At 55.8% G+C, this 21,409-nt stretch carries 19 protein-coding genes; 13 read left to right on the forward strand and 6 right to left on the reverse strand.

All coding sequences use genetic code 11. The features are described 5' to 3' along the window. Positions 1-16: 16 nt before the first annotated feature. From CAMM_RS01880 to CAMM_RS01895, 4 genes are all read right to left on the reverse strand, one after another. Complete coding sequence (locus CAMM_RS01880; protein WP_003846767.1) at positions 17-1,720, reverse strand: long-chain-fatty-acid--CoA ligase; 1,704 nt, start codon at positions 1,718-1,720, stop codon at positions 17-19. 193 nt (positions 1,721-1,913) lie between these two features. Further along, positions 1,914-3,629 (reverse strand): long-chain-fatty-acid--CoA ligase, encoded by a 1,716-nt coding sequence (locus CAMM_RS01885; RefSeq protein ID WP_003846766.1) that lies wholly within the window; start codon positions 3,627-3,629, stop codon positions 1,914-1,916. Positions 3,630-3,904: 275 nt separating this feature from the next. Next, complete coding sequence (locus CAMM_RS01890) at positions 3,905-5,623, reverse strand: long-chain-fatty-acid--CoA ligase (RefSeq protein ID WP_003846765.1); 1,719 nt, start codon at positions 5,621-5,623, stop codon at positions 3,905-3,907. A gap of 184 nt (positions 5,624-5,807) precedes the next feature. After that, positions 5,808-6,293: an aminoacyl-tRNA deacylase gene (locus CAMM_RS01895; protein WP_003846762.1), complete on the reverse strand. Its 486-nt coding sequence runs from the start codon at positions 6,291-6,293 to the stop codon at positions 5,808-5,810. Between the two features lie 60 nt (positions 6,294-6,353). Between CAMM_RS01895 and mshA the strand changes: the two genes are divergently transcribed. The 4 genes from mshA to CAMM_RS01915 all read left to right on the forward strand — a co-directional run bounded on the left by mshA (position 6,354) and on the right by CAMM_RS01915 (position 10,472). Further along, entirely contained in the window at positions 6,354-7,622 is a 1,269-nt protein-coding gene (gene mshA / locus CAMM_RS01900) for a D-inositol-3-phosphate glycosyltransferase (protein ID WP_040355151.1), read from the forward strand. 68 nt (positions 7,623-7,690) lie between these two features. After that, positions 7,691-8,437, forward strand: a complete 747-nt coding sequence (locus tag CAMM_RS01905) for a phosphoglyceromutase (RefSeq protein WP_040355148.1) — start codon at positions 7,691-7,693, stop codon at positions 8,435-8,437. A 92-nt stretch (positions 8,438-8,529) separates the two neighbouring features. Then, positions 8,530-9,783 carry a sensor histidine kinase gene (locus CAMM_RS01910; RefSeq protein ID WP_003846757.1) on the forward strand — a complete coding sequence of 418 codons (1,254 nt, stop codon included), beginning with the start codon at positions 8,530-8,532 and terminating at the stop codon, positions 9,781-9,783. Further along, positions 9,780-10,472, forward strand: a complete 693-nt coding sequence (locus CAMM_RS01915; RefSeq protein ID WP_003846755.1) for a response regulator transcription factor — start codon at positions 9,780-9,782, stop codon at positions 10,470-10,472. The genes CAMM_RS01910 and CAMM_RS01915 overlap by 4 nt, the downstream gene beginning before the upstream one ends. Positions 10,473-10,510: 38 nt before the next feature. On the opposite strand, the gene CAMM_RS01920 is transcribed toward CAMM_RS01915, so the two are convergent. Then, positions 10,511-11,443, reverse strand: a complete 933-nt coding sequence (locus CAMM_RS01920; RefSeq protein ID WP_003846753.1) for a DUF3109 family protein — start codon at positions 11,441-11,443, stop codon at positions 10,511-10,513. Positions 11,444-11,477: 34 nt separating this feature from the next. On the opposite strand from CAMM_RS01920, the gene CAMM_RS01925 reads away from it, so the two are divergent. From CAMM_RS01925 to CAMM_RS01945, 5 genes are all read left to right on the forward strand, one after another. Beyond that, positions 11,478-12,407: a Ppx/GppA family phosphatase gene (locus tag CAMM_RS01925; RefSeq protein ID WP_171974885.1), complete on the forward strand. Its 930-nt coding sequence runs from the start codon at positions 11,478-11,480 to the stop codon at positions 12,405-12,407. Between the two features lie 4 nt (positions 12,408-12,411). After that, on the forward strand, positions 12,412-13,581 hold the full coding sequence (locus CAMM_RS01930; protein ID WP_003846750.1) for a CPBP family intramembrane metalloprotease: 1,170 nt from the start codon (positions 12,412-12,414) through the stop codon (positions 13,579-13,581). A gap of 111 nt (positions 13,582-13,692) precedes the next feature. Then, on the forward strand, positions 13,693-14,490 hold the full coding sequence (proC, locus tag CAMM_RS01935; RefSeq protein ID WP_003846748.1) for a pyrroline-5-carboxylate reductase: 798 nt from the start codon (positions 13,693-13,695) through the stop codon (positions 14,488-14,490). Between the two features lie 264 nt (positions 14,491-14,754). Beyond that, positions 14,755-14,946 (forward strand): helix-turn-helix domain-containing protein, encoded by a 192-nt coding sequence (locus CAMM_RS01940; RefSeq protein WP_003846747.1) that lies wholly within the window; start codon positions 14,755-14,757, stop codon positions 14,944-14,946. A 286-nt stretch (positions 14,947-15,232) separates the two neighbouring features. Beyond that, positions 15,233-15,334, forward strand: a complete 102-nt coding sequence (locus CAMM_RS01945) for a 30S ribosomal protein bS22 (RefSeq protein WP_003855542.1) — start codon at positions 15,233-15,235, stop codon at positions 15,332-15,334. Positions 15,335-15,410: 76 nt separating this feature from the next. Here the strand turns inward: CAMM_RS01945 and CAMM_RS01950 are convergent, their stop codons facing one another. Continuing rightward, positions 15,411-16,487: an HAD-IB family hydrolase gene (locus CAMM_RS01950; RefSeq protein WP_003846745.1), complete on the reverse strand. Its 1,077-nt coding sequence runs from the start codon at positions 16,485-16,487 to the stop codon at positions 15,411-15,413. A gap of 156 nt (positions 16,488-16,643) precedes the next feature. Between CAMM_RS01950 and CAMM_RS01955 the strand changes: the two genes are divergently transcribed. The 4 genes from CAMM_RS01955 to CAMM_RS01970 all read left to right on the forward strand — a co-directional run bounded on the left by CAMM_RS01955 (position 16,644) and on the right by CAMM_RS01970 (position 21,342). After that, positions 16,644-16,859, forward strand: coding sequence for a glutaredoxin family protein (locus CAMM_RS01955; RefSeq protein ID WP_040355116.1), 216 nt, complete (start codon positions 16,644-16,646; stop codon positions 16,857-16,859). A gap of 201 nt (positions 16,860-17,060) precedes the next feature. After that, complete coding sequence (locus tag CAMM_RS01960; RefSeq protein WP_040355114.1) at positions 17,061-18,413, forward strand: glutamyl-tRNA reductase; 1,353 nt, start codon at positions 17,061-17,063, stop codon at positions 18,411-18,413. Between the two features lie 2 nt (positions 18,414-18,415). Next, the gene (gene hemC / locus CAMM_RS01965; RefSeq protein ID WP_003846739.1) at positions 18,416-19,318 is read left to right on the forward strand and encodes a hydroxymethylbilane synthase; all 903 of its coding nucleotides are present in this window, start codon (positions 18,416-18,418) and stop codon (positions 19,316-19,318) included. A gap of 299 nt (positions 19,319-19,617) precedes the next feature. Then, entirely contained in the window at positions 19,618-21,342 is a 1,725-nt protein-coding gene (locus CAMM_RS01970) for a uroporphyrinogen-III synthase (RefSeq protein ID WP_003846737.1), read from the forward strand. The last annotated feature ends 67 nt before the right edge of the window (positions 21,343-21,409 follow it).

Below are 21,409 nucleotides of genomic sequence, written 5' to 3' on the forward strand. Positions count from 1 at the left end.
CCGCGCCCAGGGTGATTTATTGCTCCAGCAGCCTGAGTAGGTCAGCGTGCACCTCGCGGCGACGAATCTTGCCCAGTTGATCCTTGGCTAGTTCCTCGAAGTGATAGAAGGTGCGTGGCACTTTGTAGCGCGTGAGACGCTCACGGGAAAATTCTTTGAGACCTTCTGGATCCAGTGCCGCGCCATCGCGCAGGGTGACACATGCGACAACATCTTCGGAGCCATCGTGGCGTGGGCGTCCGACGACTGCCACATCAGTGATATCAGGATGTGTCAGCAAAGCTTCTTCGACTTCTGCCGGGTAGACATTGAAACCACCGGTGATGATGATTTCCTTGATACGCGCAACGAGGCGTACAAAGCCGTCTGCTTCCATGACACCGACATCGCCCGTGCGGAACCAATCGCCGTGGAACGCCTCTTTCGTGGCTTCCGGCTTATTCAAGTATCCGGAAAATACCTGTGGTCCGCGCACCAAGAGCTCGCCTTCTTCGCCATCCGGCATGGTTTTATCCAAGTCCTCTGGGTCAGCAATGCGTACTTCGGTATCTGGGAATGGCAGGCCGACGTAGCCGGGGCGGGTCTTGCCATTCATGGGGTTGCCGCAAATAACCGGGGAGGTTTCCGTGAGCCCGTAGCCTTCTACCAACTTGCCGCCGGTGAGATTTTCCCAGTCTTCCACGGTGGAGACGGGCAATGTCGAGGCACCCGAGAAGGCATTATCAATGCCGGTGATGGCAATATTTTTCTCTTTAGCAACCTGGATAATCTTTTCATACAACGTGGGCACGCCTGGCGCAAAGGTTGGGGTATGCTTTTTTAGCACGTCAATAATCAACGGGATCTGTGGTGCCGGCAGCAGCACCATTTCTGCGCCCACATAGGGACCAAGGCCAGCGACCAGCATGAGCCCATAGACGTGGAACATGGGCAAGGTAGCGAGGAAGCGTTGTTGTTTATCACGCAAACCAGGCACCCAGGCTTCACCCATGACACACATAGAAGCCAAGTTGCCATGGCTCAAAAGCGCACCCTTGGGCTGTCCTGTAGTGCCGGAGGTGTACAAAATAAGCGCGGTGTCTTCCCTGGTTACTTCGGGAAATTCGGTACTTTTACCCGAGCCGCCAATCGCAGTTGAGCACAACGTCGCCCAGGGCACGGTATTGGGCGCATCACCAGTCAGCGCCTCCCGCTTGGCGGCAATCGGCGGAATAGGAATGCGCAGAAGCAGTTGCATGCGCCGTGGCATGGCTTCTGTCATATTGACGGAGATAATCGTTTCTAGATCCGTGGTTTCCCGAAGTTTATCCACGGTAGGTGCGGCCTTATCCCACACAATCGCCACCCGTGCTCCGTGGTCTTTGAAAAGACCTTCCAGCTCATGCGCGGTATACAGCGGGTTATGCTCCACGACGGTAGCGCCGAGTTTGAGCACAGCATAAAAGGCAGCGATGTGTTGCGGGCAGTTGGGCAAGACCAATGCCACGCGATCGCCAGGGCGAATACCAAAAGCCCGTAAACCAGCGGCGGCTGCATGCACTTGTTGGTCTAATTCACTATAGGTTTGAGTACGTCCGAAGAAATACGTGGCTGATTTATTGCCGTTTTTCTCCCGGTTGTTGGTGTAGAAATCAACCAGCGTTTCATCGCCATAATCTAAATGCGGTTTGGTCCACTCGGCATAATTGTGGATCCACGCTTTGGTTTCAAATGCCGACATGAGGCGTCCTCCTCAGGAAGGGGATAGGGGGTTTCTGCACCGGACAGAGAGAAAACTCCAGTGCCGAGGGCAGTGGTCGGTGTTTTATGCGAGCTTAGTGCACAGTCAAGGAGTGCACCACGTGAGGACACCCATGGGTTAGAGCCCATGGGTGTCCTTAGTCGGTACATGCTGCGGAGGTGATTGCGGTGGGTTACTTATCTTCGCCCAGCATTGCTAGTAAGTCTTGTTGGACTTCCCGACGACGAATCTTGCCCAGTTGGTCTTTGGCGAGATCATCAAAGTGGTAAAACGTGCGCGGTACTTTATAGCGGGTCAGGCGTTGCCGGGCGAATTCCTTCAGCCCTTCGGGATCTAGTGCCGCGCCATCGCGCAAGGTTACACACGCCACGACGTCCTCGGAGCCGTCATCACGCGGGCGCCCGACAACCGCGATGGTGTCAATATCTGGATGGTCCGACATGGCTTCTTCGACTTCTGCGGGGTAGACGTTGAAGCCGCCGGTGATGATGATTTCTTTCAAGCGCGCAACCAAGCGCACAAAGCCATCTTCTTCCATCACGCCGGCATCGCCGGTGCGGAACCAATCACCGTGGAAGGTTGCGGCTGTGGCTTCAGGGTTATTGAGATACCCCTTAAACACCTGCGGGCCGCGGACTAGAAGTTCGCCCTCTTCGCCATCGGGCATGGGTTCATCTAAGTTTTCTGGATTGACAATGCGCACCTCGGTATCCGGGAAAGGAATGCCGATGTAGCCGGGGCGGTGGTTGCCATCCATGGGGTTGGCGCAAATCACGGGTGCAGTTTCTGTCAGCCCGTAGCCTTCGACCAGCTTTCCGCCGGTGAATGCTTCCCACCGCGCAATCGTGCGCACCGGCAACGTTGCGGCACCGGAGAAAGAATTGGCGATGGAATGTTGGGTCTTTTCCATGCCCTTTTCTTCGGCCGCCGTTAAAATCTTGTCGTACAACGTAGGCACGCCAGGTGCCCAGGTCGGCGTGCGTTTTTTAATGACGTCCATGATCAACGGGATCTGTGGAGCCGGCAATAAAATAATTTCGGCACCGATATAGAGCCCCAGCGCGACCACGGTGGTCATGCCGTAGACGTGGAAGAAGGGCAGTGCCGCCAGGAAGCGTTCGGGCTTTTCGCCTAAACCGGGAACCCAGGCCTTGCCCATGACACAGTTAGCCAAAATATTGGCATGCGAGATCATCGCACCCTTTGGCGCGCCGGTGGTACCTGAGGTGTACAAGATTAAGGCGGTGTCCTCAGACGATACGTCGGCAGATTCTAAGTCTTTGCCGAGTCCGCCGATCGCCGGGGAGCATAGCGTTGCCCACGGCACGGTGTTGGGCGCTTCGCCAGTGAGAGCATCACGTTTGGCGGTGATGGGCGGAATGGGGATGCTGAGCAACAGTTGCATCCGCCGGGGCATGGCTTCTGTCATATTTACTGACACGATGGTTTCAAGATCCGTGGTATCACGAAGCTTTTCTACCGTGGGTGCGGCCTTGTCCCAGACAATCGCCACCCGTGCTCCGTGGTCTTTGAAAAGGCCTTCGAGCTCATGCGCGGTATACAGCGGGTTGTGCTCGACGACGGTGGCGCCGAGTTTTTGAATAGCCACAAATGCTGCCAGGTGCTGTGGGCAGTTGGGCAAGATGATGGCAACGCGGTCGCCAGGGCGGATGCCAAAGGCCTTGAGGCCGGCGGCTGCGGCACGTACCTGCTGGTCTAATTCTTTATAGGATTGGCCGCGGCCGAAGAAATAGGTGGCTGGTTTATCCGCGTTGCGCTCTAGGTTGCGGTCGTAGATGGACGCGAGGGTGTCATCGCTATATTCCAGTTCGTGTGGAGTCCAGGGTGCGTAGTGCTGGGTCCACGCCTTGGTATCAAATGCAGACATAAAGGTCCTTCCATGCGCATTAATGCCGAGTGAGTGAAGTGCATTTCTGTGGCTAAATATTTTGACCTCCACACTACCTGGCGAACATGACGAAAACCTCATCTTTTTACGGTTTGTCGTCAAAAAATTTCTCCAAGGCACGCAACGCAAGAAAAATCCCGCATCGACAAGCCCTGCTTTTCTTGCCACACACTGCGGGGCGGTAGGGCTATGTTGATGCGGGAGACGCTGGGGCATCCAGCAGACAAGCAACAGCTTAGCGATGTTACTGCATGCTATTTCTGCTTCTGCTTTTCGAGGCGATCGATGAGATCGGCTTGGACTTCGCGGCGGCGGATCTTGCCTAATTGGTCCTTGGCGAGTTCTTCAAAGTGGTAGAAGGTGCGCGGGACCTTGTAACGGGTCAATAGCTCGCGGGAGAATTCCTTGAGACCTTCTGGATCCAGTGCGGCACCATCGCGCAAGGTCACACACGCGACGACGTCCTCGGAGCCATCTGGGCGGGGGCGGCCAACCACTGCTGCTTCTTCCACATCGGGGTGTGAGAGCAATGCTTCTTCGACCTCACCGGGGTAAACGTTGAAGCCGCCGGTGATGATGACTTCCTTCAAGCGAGCGACGAGACGGATGAACCCGTCTTCTTCCATCACGCCGAGATCGCCGGTGCGGAACCAGCCATTGTGGAAAGCCTGCTCGGTCGCTTCAGGGTTGTTGAGATAGCCTTTGAAAACCTGTGGCCCGCGCGCGATGATCTCGCCTTCTTCACCGTCCGGCATGACCTCATCGGGATTGTCCGGATTAACAATGCGGATTTCCGTATCGGGGAATGGCACGCCGACATAGCCGGGGCGGCGACTATCAGTCATGGGGTTGCCAATGAGGATGGGGGAGCACTCAGTAAGGCCGAAGCCTTCTACGAGTCGGCCATCGGTAAGCTCTTCCCAATCTTCTACGGTTTTCACCGGAAGCGATGCAGCGCCCGAAAATGCGCTGCGGATGCCCTTGATGGCAATGCCTTTGTCCTGTGCGGCCTCGACAATCTTGCCGTACAAGGTGGGCACGCCCGGGACCCAGGTGGGCGTGTGTTTTTTCATGATGTCCATGATGAGCGGAATTTGCGGGGAAGGCAGAAGGACTAGCTCGCCGCCGATAAATTGTGCCAGCGTGAGGTTCATGGTCAGGCCATAGGCGTGGAAAAACGGCAACGCTGCGAGCATGCGCTCATCTTGATCGCCTAAGCCTGGGACCCATGCTTTGCCCTGGGCAATATTGGCAAATAGTGAACCGTGGGTAAGCTCCGCGCCCTTCGGCTTACCAGTCGTGCCGGAGGTGTACATGACGACCGCGGTGGTGTTGGTATCAACAGAAGGTTCTGATTCCACGTCTTTGCCATCGCCACCGATGGCATTACCAATGAGCGTGTCCCACGGAACGGAGTTGCGGGCTTCGCCTGATAATTGCGCGCGCTTTGCCTTCAGTGGCGGGATGGGAATGCGCAAGGCAAGCTGCTGCAGGGTGGGCATCGCGTCAATCATGTTGACGGAGATGACGGTTTCTAGTGCGGTGGTGCCGCGCAGTTTTTCCAAGGTCGGCGCGGCCTTGTCCCACACAATCGCCACGCGTGCGCCGTGGTCTTTAAACAAGCCTTCTAATTCGTGCGCGGTGTAGAGCGGATTATGTTCTACCACTGCTGCGCCCAGCTTGAGCACCGCGAAAAACGCGGCGACGTGCTGCGGGCAGTTCGGTAAGACAATGGCCACACGATCCCCTGGGCGAACGCCGAAAGCCTTCAAGCCGGCAGCGGCGCGACGTACTTGCCGGTCTAAGTCGGCATAAGACTGGCTGCGGCCGAAAAAGCTTAGGGCAGTCTTATGACCGTTGATGGCCAGGTTGTTGTCATAGACATCTAATAATGTGGTGTCGCCGTAATCCAAAGAGTGTGGCGTCGACTCAGAGTAGTGCTGAAGCCAGGTCTTATTTTCGGTAGCAGACATGTAATCCTTCTAATCTCAATTGAAAATCAAAGTATTGAGCAGCAATGCATGGTCTGGGGCGCAGGGCCTCACACCGTATAGCTAAAGTTTTTAAGCGCTTGTCGCATCCAGTGTAGCGACATAAACCTGAGGATTCCCTCACCAACGATAGTCAAATACGTCACGCAAGAAAGTATTTCGCGGATTAGCCTGCTTCTGCGCGGCGGTTGAAAATATCGCGGGCATCGATATCCAGCAGGCGCACAATTTCTTCTTTTAAGATGCGGTATTTCACGCCCAACTTGCCGCCGCCGACGATAAAGGATGCATCGTTAAGCAGCGAAGAATCCCCCACCACCTGCAACCCTTCGGGCAAGCCGACCGGTCCGACGCTATCGCGCTCCATCTGCGTTAGTTCCAAAGCGTCATCCATGGGCATAAATGAAACTTTGCCGCCGAGGGCCTGTTTCATGCCTTTATTGTCCAAGGTGTGAGTAGCCGGCACGAGGACGAGATAGGGTGTGCGCTCGCCATTGCTTTTGGCAGTGACCACCAGGCTGTTGAGGCTTTGCTCTGGCGCGATGTCGTATTTTTTCATAAAGGTTGCGGTATCAGAATCTTCGGCATCAACGGTTAAGACTTCGACAACGTTGTCGGGCTTGTGCGTGGATTTATCTGATGTGTGTGACATGACAGCAAGCTTCTTTCGTGGAAGATGTAGTGGGCGTGGTGAAAGTCTAGAATGAATGACATGAGAGTCGCCATGATTTCGATGCATACTTCGCCGATTGCCCAGCCCGGCTCAGGCGATGCCGGCGGGATGAATGTCTACGTGCTGTCGATTGCAACGCAGCTGGCACGCATGGGTATTGACGTGGATATTTTCACCCGCGCGACGCGTCCCAGCCAGGGCGAAATCGTGGACGTCGAGCCGCACCTGCGCGTCATTAATATTATTGCTGGGCCGTATGAGGGCTTGAGCAAGGAAGAATTGCCCACGCAGCTGGCTGCATTTGCCGGCGGCATGGTGCAATTTATCAAGTGCAATGAGTTGTACTACGACTTGGTGCATTCGCACTATTGGCTCTCCGGCCAGGTCGGCTGGTTGTTGCGCGATCTGTGGGGCACTCCTTTGGTGCACACCGCGCATACGCTCGCGGCGGTGAAAAATGCGTACCGCGCCGCTGATGATTCCCCGGAATCAGAGGCACGGCGTATCTGTGAGCAGCAGTTATCAGATAATGCAGATGTCTTAGTGGTTAACACCGACGAAGAAAAAAGCGAGCTCATTGCGCATTATGACGCCAATGATTGCCATATCTCGGTGATTACCCCAGGTGCGGATACTGAGCTTTTTACCCCCGGGACTGACCGTAATACCGAGCGCAGTCGCCGTGAGTTGGGTATTCCTTTGCACACCAAAGTGGTGGCTTTTGTCGGCCGATTGCAGAAATTTAAAGGCCCCGAGGTGCTCATCCGCGCCACAGCAGAGCTTTTTCAGCGGGATCCGCACCGGGATCTGCGCGTGGTTATTTGTGGTGGGGCATCCGGAGGGTCGTCAAAGGTGCAAAATTATCATGACTTGGCCAAGGAATTAGGTGTTGCGCACCGCATTCGTTTCTTAGATGCGCGCCCGCCGGAAGAACTCGTGGCTGTTTACCAGGCTGCGGATATCATTGCCGTGCCCAGCTACAACGAGTCTTTTGGGCTGGTAGCCATGGAAGCCCAGGCCACGGGGACCCCGGTCGTCGCAGCGCGCGTTGGCGGATTGCCCATCGCCGTGGACCACAATGTCACGGGCTTGCTTATCGATGGCCATGATCCCTCACTGTGGGCAGATTCTTTGGCCGAATTGTTAGATGATGACCAGCGGCGCATCACGATGGGCGAGGAAGCCGTGCGGCATGCGGCCAAGTTTAGCTGGGCGGCATCAGCGCAGCAGTTGCTGAAAGTCTATGAGCACGTCACCCAGATGGATATGTCGGAGTGCCACGGTCCGCGGCAGGCCACCGGAATTTAGCAATTTAGCCACCCACATCACAGTATTTAACAACGCGTGAGGGGTATTTTCGTGGCATGCTTGAAGGCATGACTAACGGAAAGCTAATTCTTTTACGCCATGGCCAGTCCACGTGGAATAAATCCAACCAATTCACCGGTTGGGTCGATGTGGATCTCACCGAACAAGGTGAGGCAGAAGCAAAGCGTGGCGGGCAGATGTTGGTAGAAAGCAATAACCTGCCCACTGTTGTGTACACCTCCTTGCTGCGTCGCGCGATCCGCACTGCCAATATTGCGCTGAATGCGGCAGACCGTCACTGGATCCCAGTTATCCGTGACTGGCGTTTGAATGAGCGCCACTACGGCGCGCTGCAAGGGCTTAATAAAGCAGAGACCAAAGACAAGTACGGCGAAGAGCAGTTCATGCAGTGGCGTCGTTCCTACGGCACCCCACCGCCAGAGCTTGCCGATGACGCTGAGTACTCCCAGGCCGAAGACGTTCGTTACGCAGACCTAGATACTGTTCCGCGCACCGAGTGCCTCAAGGATGTTGTGGAGCGTTTCATTCCGTACTTCAAGGAAGAAATTCTGCCTCGCGCACAACGCGGTGAGACCGTGCTGCTGGCAGCACACGGCAACTCCCTGCGTGCGCTGGTGAAGTACTTGGACGATATCTCCGATGACGATATCGCCGGATTGAATATCCCCACCGGTATTCCGCTGGTGTATGAAATCACCGAGGACGGCAAGGTCGTCAACCCAGGTGGTACCTACCTGGACCCAGAAGCTGCGGCAGCTGGGGCAGCAGCAGTTGCAGCGCAGGGCGGTAAGTAAGTTAGTTTCGGCTGGCACAAATACCCCAGGGAGAGCATAATTTCCCTGGGGCGTTTGCACGTTAACGCTCACACCATCAAACAAGGAGATCCGTGGGGATAGTCATTGCATTTCTCGCAGGTATAGTTGCCTGCCTTGTGGCAATGCCAGTTTCGCGTTTCATCCAGCGCCGAATTTTAAGCTCTCGCCAATCTAGCTCCATTGAAGCTAATCAGGTCACGACGGTAAGCCAAGTTCTGCACTTGGCTATTCAGGGCGCGCCCACGGGCGTGACGGTGGTGGACCAAACCGGTGACGTCATCTTGTCCAATACCGCGGCTCATGAAATGACGATTGTGCATGATCGCTCCATTAACCCTGAGCTGTGGAAAGTGGCAGAAAAGGTCTTTGAGGACAAAGAAGAGCGCACCATTGACCATTCCATTTCCAAGCGCCGAACGGGCAACCGCGTGTTGCAGATTCGCGCGGTGGTCAAACCGCTCACGCTTATCGATGACCGGTTTGTCATCATTTTCGCCACCGATGAATCCGAAGCCACGCGCATGGAATCCGCGCGACGGGATTTCGTGGCCAATGTGTCACACGAGTTAAAGACCCCGGTCGGCGGCATCGCCTTGCTGGCGGAAGCCTTATTGGATTCGGTTGATGATCCTGACCACGTGGATTATTTCGGGACCCGCGTGCAAAAAGAGGCCTACCGCATGGCGGATATGGTCAATGAACTTATCGCGCTGTCGAAACTACAGGGCGCCGAAGCACTGCCTGAGCTGGAACCAGTCTCTGTTGATGCCGTCATCAATGAAGCCATCGTGCGCAACCAGTTCACCGCCGAAGCTCATGAAATTCAGATCACGCGCGGTGTGAGCGTCGATGCCTACGTCGAAGGCGATAAGGCTTTGTTGGTCACAGCCGTGTCCAATCTGATTTCCAATGCTGTGCACTATTCCCCGGAGGCAATGCCAGTATCGATTTCGCAAAAACGCGTCAACGATGATGTCGTGGCTATCCGCGTGACAGACCGCGGAATTGGTATCGCGGCGGAAGACCAGGCGCGCGTATTTGAACGCTTTTTCCGCGTTGATAAAGCCCGATCTCGGCAAACCGGCGGCACTGGCCTAGGATTAGCAATTGTAAAGCACGTTGTGGCCAATCACGGAGGAAACATCAAGCTGTGGTCTCGCCTTGGTACTGGCTCAACTTTTACAATCGAACTTCCTATTTATCACGAGCCCGAGCCGGAAAAGATCCCAGCGGCGACAGATAATGAACATGAGAGGCCTGCGAAGGCTGACCTGCATTCCGCGGTCGCTAGGGCAGCTTCTCGTCGAAAGGATAAAACCTCATGACGACCATTCTCATCGTCGAAGACGAGGAATCGTTGGCAGATCCGCTAGCATTCCTGCTTCGCAAAGAGGGGTTTGAACCGATCGTGGCACACGACGGCAAAACCGCACTAGCGGAATTTGAACGCCACGATGTGGACATCGTATTGCTCGACCTGATGCTGCCTGGGATGTCCGGCACTGATGTGTGCAAGCAATTGCGTGCGACCTCCTCCGTGCCAGTCATCATGGTGACCGCACGCGACTCCGAAATTGATAAGGTCGTTGGCCTTGAACTCGGCGCCGATGATTACGTAACGAAGCCTTATTCTTCCCGCGAGCTCATTGCGCGTATTCGTGCAGTCTTGCGCCGCGGTGGGGAAGCAGCCGAAGTCGATGAAGAATTTGAAGACCAGATTCTTGAAGGCGGGCGCGTGCGCATGGACGTGGAGCGCCACACGGTATCTGTGGACGGCGAACCGGTATCCATGCCGCTGAAAGAATTCGATCTGCTTGAGTACTTGCTGCGCAATACCGGACGCGTGCTCACTCGCGGGCAACTTATTGACCGTATTTGGGGCGCCGATTATGTCGGCGATACCAAAACCTTGGACGTGCACGTCAAGCGCCTACGTTCCAAGATTGAAGCAGAACCGTCCCGCCCACAGCACCTCGTCACCGTGCGCGGGCTGGGATATAAGTACGAGGTCTAAAGACGCATACGGTACGAAAGCCGGCAGGTAGGAAAGTGCTACCAGCCGGCTTTTGTGCTTGCTGGGTGAAGTGGCAAGTCGATATTGGCCGACTTGGCGGCATCGCGAAGCCGGGCACGCTCTTCGCAGTGCGCGGCCAAAAGCTCATAAGATTCCTTGCCCATCAATGCAGTGAGCTCCGAAACATGCGAACGCCACATCGGCTCTGGTGAATTATGGCAGGCAGAATCCGTGGTGCAGTACCAATCAAAATCTTCGCCGCCATTGCCCCAACCGCGGCGGTCATATTCACCGAGGGTGGTGCGCAAGATTTCTTGGCCGTCCGTGCGCTCTTCCCATTCCTCATGGCGGCGAATAGGCAGCTGCCAGCACACTTCTGGTTTTGCAACGGTAAGTTCCTGGTCTTCTGCCACAGCCCACTGGTGCAACGCGCAGCCCGCGTCAGTCGCCCAGCCAGCACGGTTGGCAAAGATGCAGGCACCATCTTGGACTTGGGTTTTCAAGGCGGGTTCCGGCTCGCCATCATCGCCGTCGAGTTCATCCCAGACCAACCAGGGTTCAATTTGAAGCGGGTCTTCCGCAGCCAAGAAAGAATCCACGTCTGCTGGACGGTTTTGCCAATATTTCGCGGGCATTTGGGCCACGGCGTCATAGAGTTGATCGCGGTCGGTTTCATCAGCCATGAATGCGCCGTGACTACAGCAGCCCACATCGGGGTTAGCAGAGTCGATGCCAAGGCAGCGTTCGGTGCCGAACTGGCAGGTGTAATGGGACTCTATCCAGGTTAAATCCACGCTGAAGACATGGTGTTCATCTTCAGGGTTGGTAAATTCAAACCATTCCCTGGGAAAGTCCGGCGCTAACTCGCGGCCTGCGCGGATGGATGCGGCGGCCGGAGAAAAATCGGGGAAACCAAGATGAACGGTTTTCGACGATGGTTGATACTGCTGTAAAAAATCCGGGCGATTCACACTTACCCACGGTAGACCTACTACGCTATTGGGTGTGCGATTAGGTGTATTAGATGTCGGAAGCAATACTGTCCACCTCGTGGCAGTCAATGCCACAATTGGTGGTCGGCCGACCCCAATGAGTGACTGGAAGACTCCGTTGCGCCTTGTGGAGCAATTAGACGACGACGGCAATATCCACCCCAAGGGTGTCAAGCGGCTTATCTCTGCCGTCAGCGAAGCTTCTGAGCTGGGCAAAAAGCTTGACTGCGATGAATTCATCGCCTTTGCTACCTCCGCGGTGCGCTCTGCGCCGAATTCTGATGAGGTCTTGGCGCTGGTGGAGAAAGAAACCGGTGTTGCTCTAGAAATCCTCACGGGTGAGGAAGAAGCACGCCTGACCTTTTTGGCGGTGCGCCGTTGGTATGGCTGGTCTGCGGGCCGCATTACTAATATCGACATCGGCGGTGGATCCCTTGAGCTTTCGACCGGTACAGATGAAGAACCAGAGATGGCCTTTTCCTTGGATCTGGGAGCTGGCCGGTTGACGCATAACTGGTTTGATACCGACCCACCTGCCAAAAAGGATGTACAAGCCTTGCGCGATTACATCGACGCTGAGCTGGTTGATGCCGCAAAGCAGATGAAAACCCTCGGACCCGCACGCCTCGCAGTCGGAACCTCAAAGACGCTGCGGTCTTTGTCTCGACTGACAGGTTCTGCACCTTCATCGGCGGGCCCGTTCGTGCAGAGAACGCTGACTGCGGCCGGTTTGCGCCAGCTGATAAACTTTATTTCTCGTATGACCGCGGCAGACCGCGCCGATCTTGAAGGCGTAAGCTCAGATAGGTCACACCAAATTGTTGCTGGTGCTCTCGTGGCTGAAGCAGCCATGCGTGCACTGGGCCTAGACAAGTTGGAGATCTGCCCGTGGGCATTGCGTGAAGGCGTGATCTTGCGCCGGACTGACAAGGGACTGGATTAAGAACATGGCTGAGGATAAGCAATTAACTGTTGCCGAACTGCTTGCTCGTAGCGCCAAAGAGCGTGAGCGTCGTGGAAGCGCAGATACCTCTGCGCAGGAAGAAGAGGGCAAGGAAGTGCCACGTCGTCGACGTCGGCGCAGCCTGGATGAAGGCGGCATCTCCGTTGCGGAGCTCACCGGCTCCATCAAGCGTGTCAAAGCTGAGCCTTCACGTTCCCGCCACTCCGAAGCAGCAGATTCAGCTAGCTCAGTAACCCCTGCTCCAGAAAAGACCGAGAAGCCTGCTGATACTTCGGCGGCTAAGTCTTCAAGCGCTGCAGAAAAGGCGAAGCCAAAGGCCGCGGAGACTCCTGCAGCTTCGAAAACCTCCGCACCATCGAAGGCCTCGACTGCTGATAAGCCTGCCGAAAAGAAGGAATCGCCAAAGAAGACTGCGAAGCCTGCAGCTGCTGCTGCCTCTGGAGCTGCGGCCACGGCTGGTGCTAAGGCAGATGCGAAGGCTGATTCTGAGCCAGTAAAGAAGCCTGATACTCCTGCCACCGATGACACGACAGTCATCAAAAAGGTAGAGACCGAGCCGCAGGCTGGTTCTGCCCCTGTTGAATCCAAGGCCACCGCTAAGGCTGATAAGCCGGCGGCAAAGGCGGACAAGCCTGCTGCTAAGGCCGAAGGTAAGTCAGCCGCAGCGCGCGTCGATGAGACCACCGTGATGCCGGCACAACCGGCGCCTGGAAAACAGGCGAAGAAACAATCGGCAGCAGCGGCTGCTCCGGCAGCGGCATCAGCTTCGGCTGCACCAGCCGCGGCTACTACCGACGCAGCCACAGGTGAGATCCCGGTGGTTACAGAGGACACTCGTCCTTCCGAAGCGCAGGTTGCTCAGCGTGAAGAATACAACGTTGACGCGGACGATGATGACAAGCTCAGCGCAGTATCTATCGTGGTGCTGTCCTTGGTGGGAATTATCCTCGGTGCGATTGTCTTCAAGGGTTTTGAGGTTCTGTGGGGTCGCTTCGATCGCATCATCGTGTCGATTCTCGCACTAGTCGTCACCGGCGCGATGGTGGGAGTTGTGCACGCTTTGCGTACCGCACGTGATTCCGTGTCTATGACCTTGGCCGCAATTGTGGGTTTGGTCTTAACATTTGGTCCCTTGCTCATCATCGTGCTTTAACAATCAAGCTCTACTTTTCTGGTTCTTAACGTCCAGATGGCTTCAAGAAAATAGCCGGTCACTTCAAGTTTGTGGTGGCCGGCTTTTGCGATTTCTGGCACGCTGGATCGCATGACAAAAATTGCAGTTATTGGCGGTGGCCAGATCGGTGAAGCACTCACCGGTGGTCTCATCGCATCAGGATTTGATGGACAAGACATTGTTGTAACCAACCGCCGGGCCGAGCGCCGGGAAGAGTTTGAGAGCACGTACAAGGTCAACACCACGGATAATAACCAAGACGCCGTCACAGGCGCGGATGTTGTCTTTGTCTGCGTCAAGCCGTACGCCATCGTGGAGATGTTTGAAGAAATCAGCGATAGCTTGTCGGATAACGCAGTGGTTGTGTCCATGGCTGCAGCAATCACTCTCGACAAGCTCGAGGGGGCAGTGGGGCCGAAGGTTCCAGTGGTGCGTTCGTTGCCAAATACGCCGATGTTGGTTCGTAATGGCATGAATGTTGTCGTCCCGGGTAAAAACGTCACCAGCGAGCAGCTAGACACCGTTAAGGAGCTACTGTCGACGGTCGGTCAGGTTTTGGAAATCACCGAAGACAAGATGGATGTGGCAGCAGCTCTGGCTGGCTCAGGCCCGGCGTACTACTTCCTGGTGACCGAGGCGCTTATCGACGCCGGCGTAAACCTTGGCCTGACCCGTGAACAAGCATCGGAATTGGCCAACGTGACGGCCGCTGGTTCCGGTCAGCTCTTGGTGGAATCAGAGCGTAACGCCAGCAGCTTGCGCTACGGCGTGTCGTCGCCAGGCGGCACCACGGTGGCTGCTTTGCGTGAGTTGGAAGAGTCTGGCATTCGCGGCGCATTCTTCCGCGCCATCGATAAGTGTGTAGAGCGCACCCGCTCCCTGAACTAGTCGTTCGGCTGGATCGTCGCTTTTGTGAATAATGTGACAAATCTGACTCGAGTGTCCTGAGCGCTTCATGTTTCCCTCGTTATGCGCAGGGTAAATAACGTACGTGTGATACATGCGGGGGTGAAATAAATAGTTGTGACAGGAAATTTTTACACTTGAGTCGCATTAGTCACATGTTTCACGTTAGGCTGGTTCCAGCACGAGCGTGAAAATTCTGTGGGAGGGGAAGCCTGCAGCGCGTTTCGGGCTGAAAGGTATTGAATTATGGCTAATGAAGATAAAGGGACCTTTCTCACTGTCGCAGAGGTCGCAGATATTATGCGTGTCTCGAAAATGACGGTGTACCGATTGGTTCATGCAGGTGACTTGCCAGCCGTTCGCGTGGGACGTTCGTTCCGTGTGAATGACAAGGCGGTTCAGGACTACTTGAATAACTCGATTTACGACGTTGGATAGTCTGCCTGCACTCGTTCTCGCAGCGCCCTCCTCTTTGTGTCACGCAACGTGCAAGTAACACGCACCATGCGGACAGAAGGTGGAGGGCGCTGTTGTATCTCATAGGCATTCCGCTGCGCACAAAGCAGGGTCGTTTTGGGAGCTGGTACATCGATCAGTAGAATGGTGTGCATTCGTGTCAGTGCCCGCGCGCCGATTCTGGCTGCGGCCTGCTAAAGAGTGCACCTTGAGCGGGCAAGGACCTGACAGGTTTAGTACGTACTAAAAGTTCGAAAGGAAACCTCCTATGGGTTCAGTTATTAAGAAGCGTCGTAAGCGCATGTCGAAGAAGAAGCACCGCAAGATGCTTCGCCGCACCCGCGTGCAGCGTCGTAAATTGGGCAAGTAGAGCTTCTCGCCCCAAGGCTCTGAGTCTTCCACTTCGGTGGGAACTCAGAGCCTTGTTCTATATCCGGGCGTATTTCTTAATTTCTGGGCTGGTTGCCCTTTTTATTGCTGCGCTTGAGTAGAAAGCGCCAGCTGCCGACGGAAAATACGGCAGTCAAAAGCGCGGGGAGGCCATAGGCGCGAATGGCGCGGCGGACTGAGCGGTAGTCGCGGATAAGCCAGTCATTGTCTTCGGCGAAATCACGCAGCTTCTTATCGGGGTTAATCGCCACGGCGGTGCCGACCATGGACAGCATGGGAACGTCATTGGCGGAATCGGAATAAGCGGTGCAGCGGGAAAGATCGAGCTGTTCAATGGTGGCTAGGGCTGCCACGGCATGGCTTTTGCCCGGCCCGTGCAAAATATCGCCGACTAATTTGCCGGTGAATTTGCCATCTTTGACCTCCGCGACGGTGCCAAGCGCGCCGGTAAAGCCAAAACGCTGGGCAAGAATCTGCGCCAACTGCACAGGCGTTGCGGTAACCAACCAGACCTGCTGGCCGGCATCTAAGTGCATCTGCGCTAACTCGCGGGTGCCGGGATAAGCGCGTCGGGCCATGGAATTGTCCACAATCTCTTCGCACAGGGCCACCATGTCGTCCACGGACCGGCCGCGGAAAAAGTCCAGGGCCAACTCGCGGCCTTTGTCCACATCCTGGGCGTTTTCTTTACCGGAGATGCGAAATTTAATCTGCTTCCACGCAATCATGCGGATTTGTTTGAAAGTTAAAAACCTTTTGCGGGCAAGGCCTAGCCCAAAGGAAAGGAGCGACGAGCCTTGGATCAACGTGTTATCCACATCGAAAAACGCCGCAGCACCGGTATCGATCGGGATATCCGGGTCAGCGGCGGTGATGTGCTTGCTACCTGCAGCGTCAAAAGAGCCGGATACTGAATCCACGCCTTTGGCGTAGGAATCAAAATCTAAACCATAGACTTCATTAATGGCAGCTCCGGCCGCGGCTTCGCCGGCTTCGCGCTGTTCCTCATCGCCAATGGGTGGCAGGTAGGTATTTTCAAGGAAATTACGCAGGTTGCCCCGGCTGGCAGTCCAATTTGCTAAGAAATCGCGAGGAGAATCCGGAAAGCCTGGAGGGGTAGGGTTAGATGTCATCGCGTTCCTGGGAGAGAAGTTAAAACTTAAAGTCTTTCAGTAATGTTTCTATAGTAATGGTTTTAGCCCTGCTCGTCTTGTGCAAAACAGGACGGGATAGTTTGAGGGGCCCACGTGCTGGTCAAAAGGAGATGTGCCATCCACACCGTAGAATTAATGGTTCGTACAACCTGCGGATCCTGCAAGCGTGTTCATGAACAAATCACCCCAGTGGTTGAAGCAGCAGGCGCGGAGTTAATCGTGCGCAACGTTGACCATGACCAGGAGCTCGCAGCGGAATACGGGGACCGCGTTCCGGTTGTAGTAGTTGACGGGGAAGAATTTAGTGCCTGGGAAGTCGACAACGAAGAACTCGCAGCGGAGCTTGCATAAACCATCGGCGTGTCGGCGGCGGTTCGGGAATCGTGGACTAAAAGGGTATCCTTTGGTTTGATCTAATTTATCGTACTTTTTATTGATACACGGAGTGTGGCGTTCAGGCGCTGAGGTTGCCATGACGCGGCGAAAGTGCCGGCCCTACATACAAGCTGCCATCGACGTTTGCGCTGCACCCGAACACCTGGAGGAATGTTCATGAGCATGCTCGTTGTGGGAATGTCCCACCAGTCCGCCCCAGTGGCGCTGCTAGAACGACTCAGCATGGATGACACGGTTCGCAATGACACCTGTGAGGTTTTAATTCAAACGCCTTCGTTGTCGGAGGCAATGATTGTGTCGACGTGTAACCGGCTCGAGGTCTACACCGTCACGAATTCTTTCCACAGCGGTGTGCAAGACGTGGTGAAGGTTTTAGCCGCCAATTCGGGCGTGGATGAAGACGAGCTGCGTGGCTACTTATATGTCCGCTATGCCGATGCCGCAGCAGAGCACTTGCTCACGGTCACCGCGGGCCTTGACTCCATGGTGGTAGGCGAACAGCAAATCATTGGCCAGGTGCGCACCGCGTATCAGCTTGCAGCAGAACAGGGCGCAGTGGGCCCACGCATCCATGCGCTGGCACAATCTGCGCTGCACACGGGCAAGCGCGTGCACTCTGAAACCAAGATTGATGAAGCCGGCTCCTCCATGGTCTCTTTTGCCTTCGACCAGGCCATGATGGCCATGGGTGCGGTTGATCTGACAGGCAAGACCGCTTTGGTCTTAGGTGCTGGAGCGATGTCCTCGCTCGCTGCTACGCAGGCCGGACGTTTGGGCGTGGACAAGCTGATTATCGCCAACCGCACCTTCGACCGCGCTGAGCGCTTGGCTGGGCATGCGCAAGAAGCTGGGGTGTATGCAGAGGCCATCGACTTTGCTCAGCGTGCTGCAGTGCTTGTCGATGTCGACGTGGTCATCTCCGCCACCGGCGCCCAAGAATTCACGCTGAGCAAAAATGATATCCCCGAGGGTCATAATTTGATGGTCATTGACCTGTCCTTGCCGCGGGATATCGATGATGCCGTGGCAGACCACAAGGGTGTGACCTTAATTAACATCGAGCGGCTGAGCCATTCTTTAGACGCCGCAGATACCGAGGTCGCAGGCGGCACGGATCCGCAGGTAGAAGCCCGCGCCATCGTGCGCGAAGAACTCGAAGCCTATAGCTCCGCTCAGCGTGTACGCGAGGTCGTGCCCGCAGTCGCAGCATTGCGCCGTCGCGCTGCCGACGTGGTCGAATGCGAATTGGGACGCTTGCAGCAAAAATCGCCGGAGCTTACCGATGATCAAATTGGCGATGTCTCCCAAGCGCTGAAGCGAGTAGTGGACAAACTCTTGCATGAGCCCACCGTGCGCGCGAAGAAGCTGGCTGCAGATTCCGGTACTGTAAGCCATGAAACTGCACTGCAAGAGCTATTTGGCCTGCAGCTAGAAGGCTCCGGCGTAGCCGTCGATGTCAAAGAATTACCCGAAAATCTTGATGTTCCTGCATCAGGAAAGGATGTTTAACCATGTCTGAACTCAAAAAAATTGGCACCCGCGGCTCCAAGCTCGCTACCACCCAGGCCGGCCATGTGCGCGATTGGATTACTGACAACGGCACCCCGAGCGAATTACATATCGTTACCACCGCGGGCGATGTGAATATGGCACCCGTCGAGCGCATCGGCGTCGGCGTATTTACCCACGCTCTGCGCGAGGCACTGCATGAGCAAGAATGTGATATTGCAGTCCACTCTTTTAAGGACTTGCCGACCGCGCCCGATGAGCGCTTTCACCTGATTGTGCCCAAGCGCGAAGATAACCGCGAAGCATTGATTGCACGCGATGGACTCACTCTCGATGATCTGCCCGAAGGTGCGAAGGTCGGCACGTCTGCGCCACGTCGAATCTCTCAGCTGAAGGCAATGCGTCCCGATCTGGATATTCGCCCTCTCCGCGGCAATATTGAAACCCGCATGTCGTATGTCACCAACGGTGAACTCGACGCTGTGATGTTGGCTTATGCCGGTTTGGTGCGTGCAGGTTATGCCGATCGCGCAACGCAGGTCTTTTCTCCCGACGTTCTCATGCCAGCTCCCGCGCAGGGCGCGCTGGCAGTAGAAGTAAACGCGCAAGACGCTGAACTGGTCAACGCGGTCAATGCCATCGCGGATGCCAAAGCTGGCCTGCAGGCCGCGGGCGAGCGCGCTATCCTGCGCCGCCTCGAAGCCGGGTGTACCGCACCGGTGGCTGCAACGTCTGTCATTGAAGACGACCTGATCACCGTCCACGGCGGGGTCTTCCAGCTTGATGGTTCCCGCCAGGCCGTAGCTTCTGAGACTGGTCCGTTGGAAAATTCTTATGAGCTTGGCATTAAAGTTGCCGAAGCGCTCATTGAACAGGGAGCGTTTGAAATTATCGAAGCCAGCTAGGCACCCGCAAAACAGTGTGAGATGGCACCTGATATAGGCGCGGGTTTTGATTGCGGCCTATTCAACTTATATGGTGTAAATATCACAAGGTCTATTGCGGATGTTTTATCGGCTCCCTTTAAGGGCCCCCAGGGCATAAAACCCTGGGCTTTTGGCCGTAATGACCAGTTTATATTTTCCGTTTTCCACATTGGCTCAACGGTCTTTAGCGCGCAGCGCAGTCACCGGCACGTTGTAGATGGCGGCGCGCGGCGGCAAAGACCATCTTGATTGCCGTTGACACTAGAAAAGAACCCTTAATGAGCAATGCCGTGCCCCAGCTTGGGAAAGTGATCTTCGTTGGCGCAGGCCCAGGAAATCCTGAGTTGCTGACCGTACGTGCCCGTGAAGTGCTAGCCCATAACGCGATCGCGATCGCCGATACTGAGGTTTTAAACGGTGTGAGGGACATAGTCGGCACAGCTCTTCCTGTTCCTGAAGATAAACTCGCCGCGCACGAAGCCGAGTATGAGCAAATGGTCGCTGATGCCAAGGCTCAAGGCGCACGCCGCAAGCCACCTCGTCCGGCAGCACCAACTGCTGCGGAATTGCGCGAAGCAACCCCCACGAATGGGGAATCCGGCGTGGAAGCCAATGTGGCCGCCATGCAGCAGGGACTCAAAGATGCCCAGGATTTTGCGGTTACGCACTCACATCCGGAATCTTTAGACGTTATTCGTCTGGTTACGGGCAACCCGCTCAACCGTGAGTCCATCAAGGCAGAAATTACTGCCGTGGCGGCCGCCGGCCTAGAATTCCAGGTGGTGCCAGGGATGTCCTTGCCATCGACAGTTCCATCATTTGCCGGTCTGGCGCTGGGGTCCACGTACACGGAAGCTGATGTCACCGATGGGGAAGTGGACTGGGACTTGCTGGCGCAAGCCGCACAACCTTTGGTGCTGCAGGCTGCAGCAGAGCACCTGCCACTGATTTCCGAAGAGTTGCTCTCGCGCGGATTGCCCGCGGAGACTGAAGCTTTTGTCACCGTGCACGGTACAACCCGGTTGCAGCGGACGTATGAAACGAACCTGGGAACCATCGGCAAGCTCAATGCGGAGCTCGTCGGGCATTTGGTGGTCACTTTGGGCCGTACCTTTGATGACCGCACCAAGTACTCCTGGTGGGAAAACCGTTCGCTCTATGGCTGGCGCGTGCTCGTGCCACGTCCGAAGGCGCAGGCCGCGCCGATGTCGGCACGCCTGGCATCCTACGGTGCAATCCCGCAGTCCGTACCCACGATTTCCGTGGAGCCACCGCGCAACCCCACGCAGATGGATCGCGCAATCAAGGGAATTGTCGAAGGCCGCTACAAGTGGATTGTCTTTACCTCCGTCAATGCCGTGACCGCGGTGTGGGATAAAATTGCCGACCTCGGCCTGGATGCTCGTGATTTTGCTGGCGTTAACCTCGCTGCAGTCGGCGAGAAAACCGCAGAGGCCATTCGCCAAAAGGGCATGACGCCAGAGGTTCTGCCTAAGCCCAACCGGCAAAACGCCGAAGGCCTGGTGGATGTCTTCCCGAACTTCGTCGAAGATATTGATGCCGTCGGTCGCGTGCTGCTACCGCGCGCAGATATTGCAGGCGAAGCCCTCGTAACCGGCTTGGAAGCACTCGGCTGGGAAGTCGATGACGTGGTGGCTTACCGCACTGTGCGCGCTGCACCGCCGTCAGCAGAAGTACGCGACATGATTAAATCCGGTGGTTTTGATGCCGTGGCATTTACCTCCGGATCTACCGTGCGCAACCTCGTTGGCATTGCTGGCAAGCCGCATCAGCGCACGATTATCGCCTGCATTGGCCCGTCGACGAAGGCCGCAGCCGAAGAGATGGGGTTGCGCGTTGACGTGGTTCCAGAAGTTGCTGACGTGCCATCGCTTGTCGATGCCCTCGCGGACCACGTAGCCGCCCTGCGCGCTGCCGGTAATCTACCTGCGCCGCGCAAGAAGCGTCGCGCACGCAAAAAGACGGTTAAAGTTGAGAAGTAAAAGCACAGAGTAGCTGATGTTTATCCAGCATCAGGTTCCTGTCTTTTAAACCATATTGAAGTCTTTG

The sequence above is a fragment of the Corynebacterium ammoniagenes DSM 20306 genome (genome assembly GCF_001941425.1).
Taxonomy (GTDB): Bacteria; Actinomycetota; Actinomycetes; order Mycobacteriales; family Mycobacteriaceae; genus Corynebacterium; species Corynebacterium ammoniagenes.

Bases quoted from the DNA above. Each gene is read 5' to 3' on its own strand.
- CAMM_RS01885 (WP_003846766.1), bottom strand. From the start codon at position 3,629: ATGTCTGCATTTGATACCAAGGCGTGGACCCAGCACTACGCACCCTGG.
- CAMM_RS01905 (WP_040355148.1), top strand. From the start codon at position 7,691: ATGACTAACGGAAAGCTAATTCTTTTACGCCATGGCCAGTCCACGTGG.
- CAMM_RS01890 (WP_003846765.1), bottom strand. From the start codon at position 5,623: ATGTCTGCTACCGAAAATAAGACCTGGCTTCAGCACTACTCTGAGTCG.
- CAMM_RS01915 (WP_003846755.1), top strand. From the start codon at position 9,780: ATGACGACCATTCTCATCGTCGAAGACGAGGAATCGTTGGCAGATCCG.
- CAMM_RS01945 (WP_003855542.1), top strand. From the start codon at position 15,233: ATGGGTTCAGTTATTAAGAAGCGTCGTAAGCGCATGTCGAAGAAGAAG.
- CAMM_RS01940 (WP_003846747.1), top strand. From the start codon at position 14,755: ATGGCTAATGAAGATAAAGGGACCTTTCTCACTGTCGCAGAGGTCGCA.
- CAMM_RS01950 (WP_003846745.1), bottom strand. From the start codon at position 16,487: ATGACATCTAACCCTACCCCTCCAGGCTTTCCGGATTCTCCTCGCGAT.
- hemC (WP_003846739.1), top strand. From the start codon at position 18,416: ATGTCTGAACTCAAAAAAATTGGCACCCGCGGCTCCAAGCTCGCTACC.
- CAMM_RS01955 (WP_040355116.1), top strand. From the start codon at position 16,644: ATGGTTCGTACAACCTGCGGATCCTGCAAGCGTGTTCATGAACAAATC.
- mshA (WP_040355151.1), top strand. From the start codon at position 6,354: ATGAGAGTCGCCATGATTTCGATGCATACTTCGCCGATTGCCCAGCCC.
- proC (WP_003846748.1), top strand. From the start codon at position 13,693: ATGACAAAAATTGCAGTTATTGGCGGTGGCCAGATCGGTGAAGCACTC.
- CAMM_RS01960 (WP_040355114.1), top strand. From the start codon at position 17,061: ATGAGCATGCTCGTTGTGGGAATGTCCCACCAGTCCGCCCCAGTGGCG.
- CAMM_RS01970 (WP_003846737.1), top strand. From the start codon at position 19,618: ATGAGCAATGCCGTGCCCCAGCTTGGGAAAGTGATCTTCGTTGGCGCA.
- CAMM_RS01930 (WP_003846750.1), top strand. From the start codon at position 12,412: ATGGCTGAGGATAAGCAATTAACTGTTGCCGAACTGCTTGCTCGTAGC.
- CAMM_RS01895 (WP_003846762.1), bottom strand. From the start codon at position 6,293: ATGTCACACACATCAGATAAATCCACGCACAAGCCCGACAACGTTGTC.
- CAMM_RS01880 (WP_003846767.1), bottom strand. From the start codon at position 1,720: ATGTCGGCATTTGAAACCAAAGCGTGGATCCACAATTATGCCGAGTGG.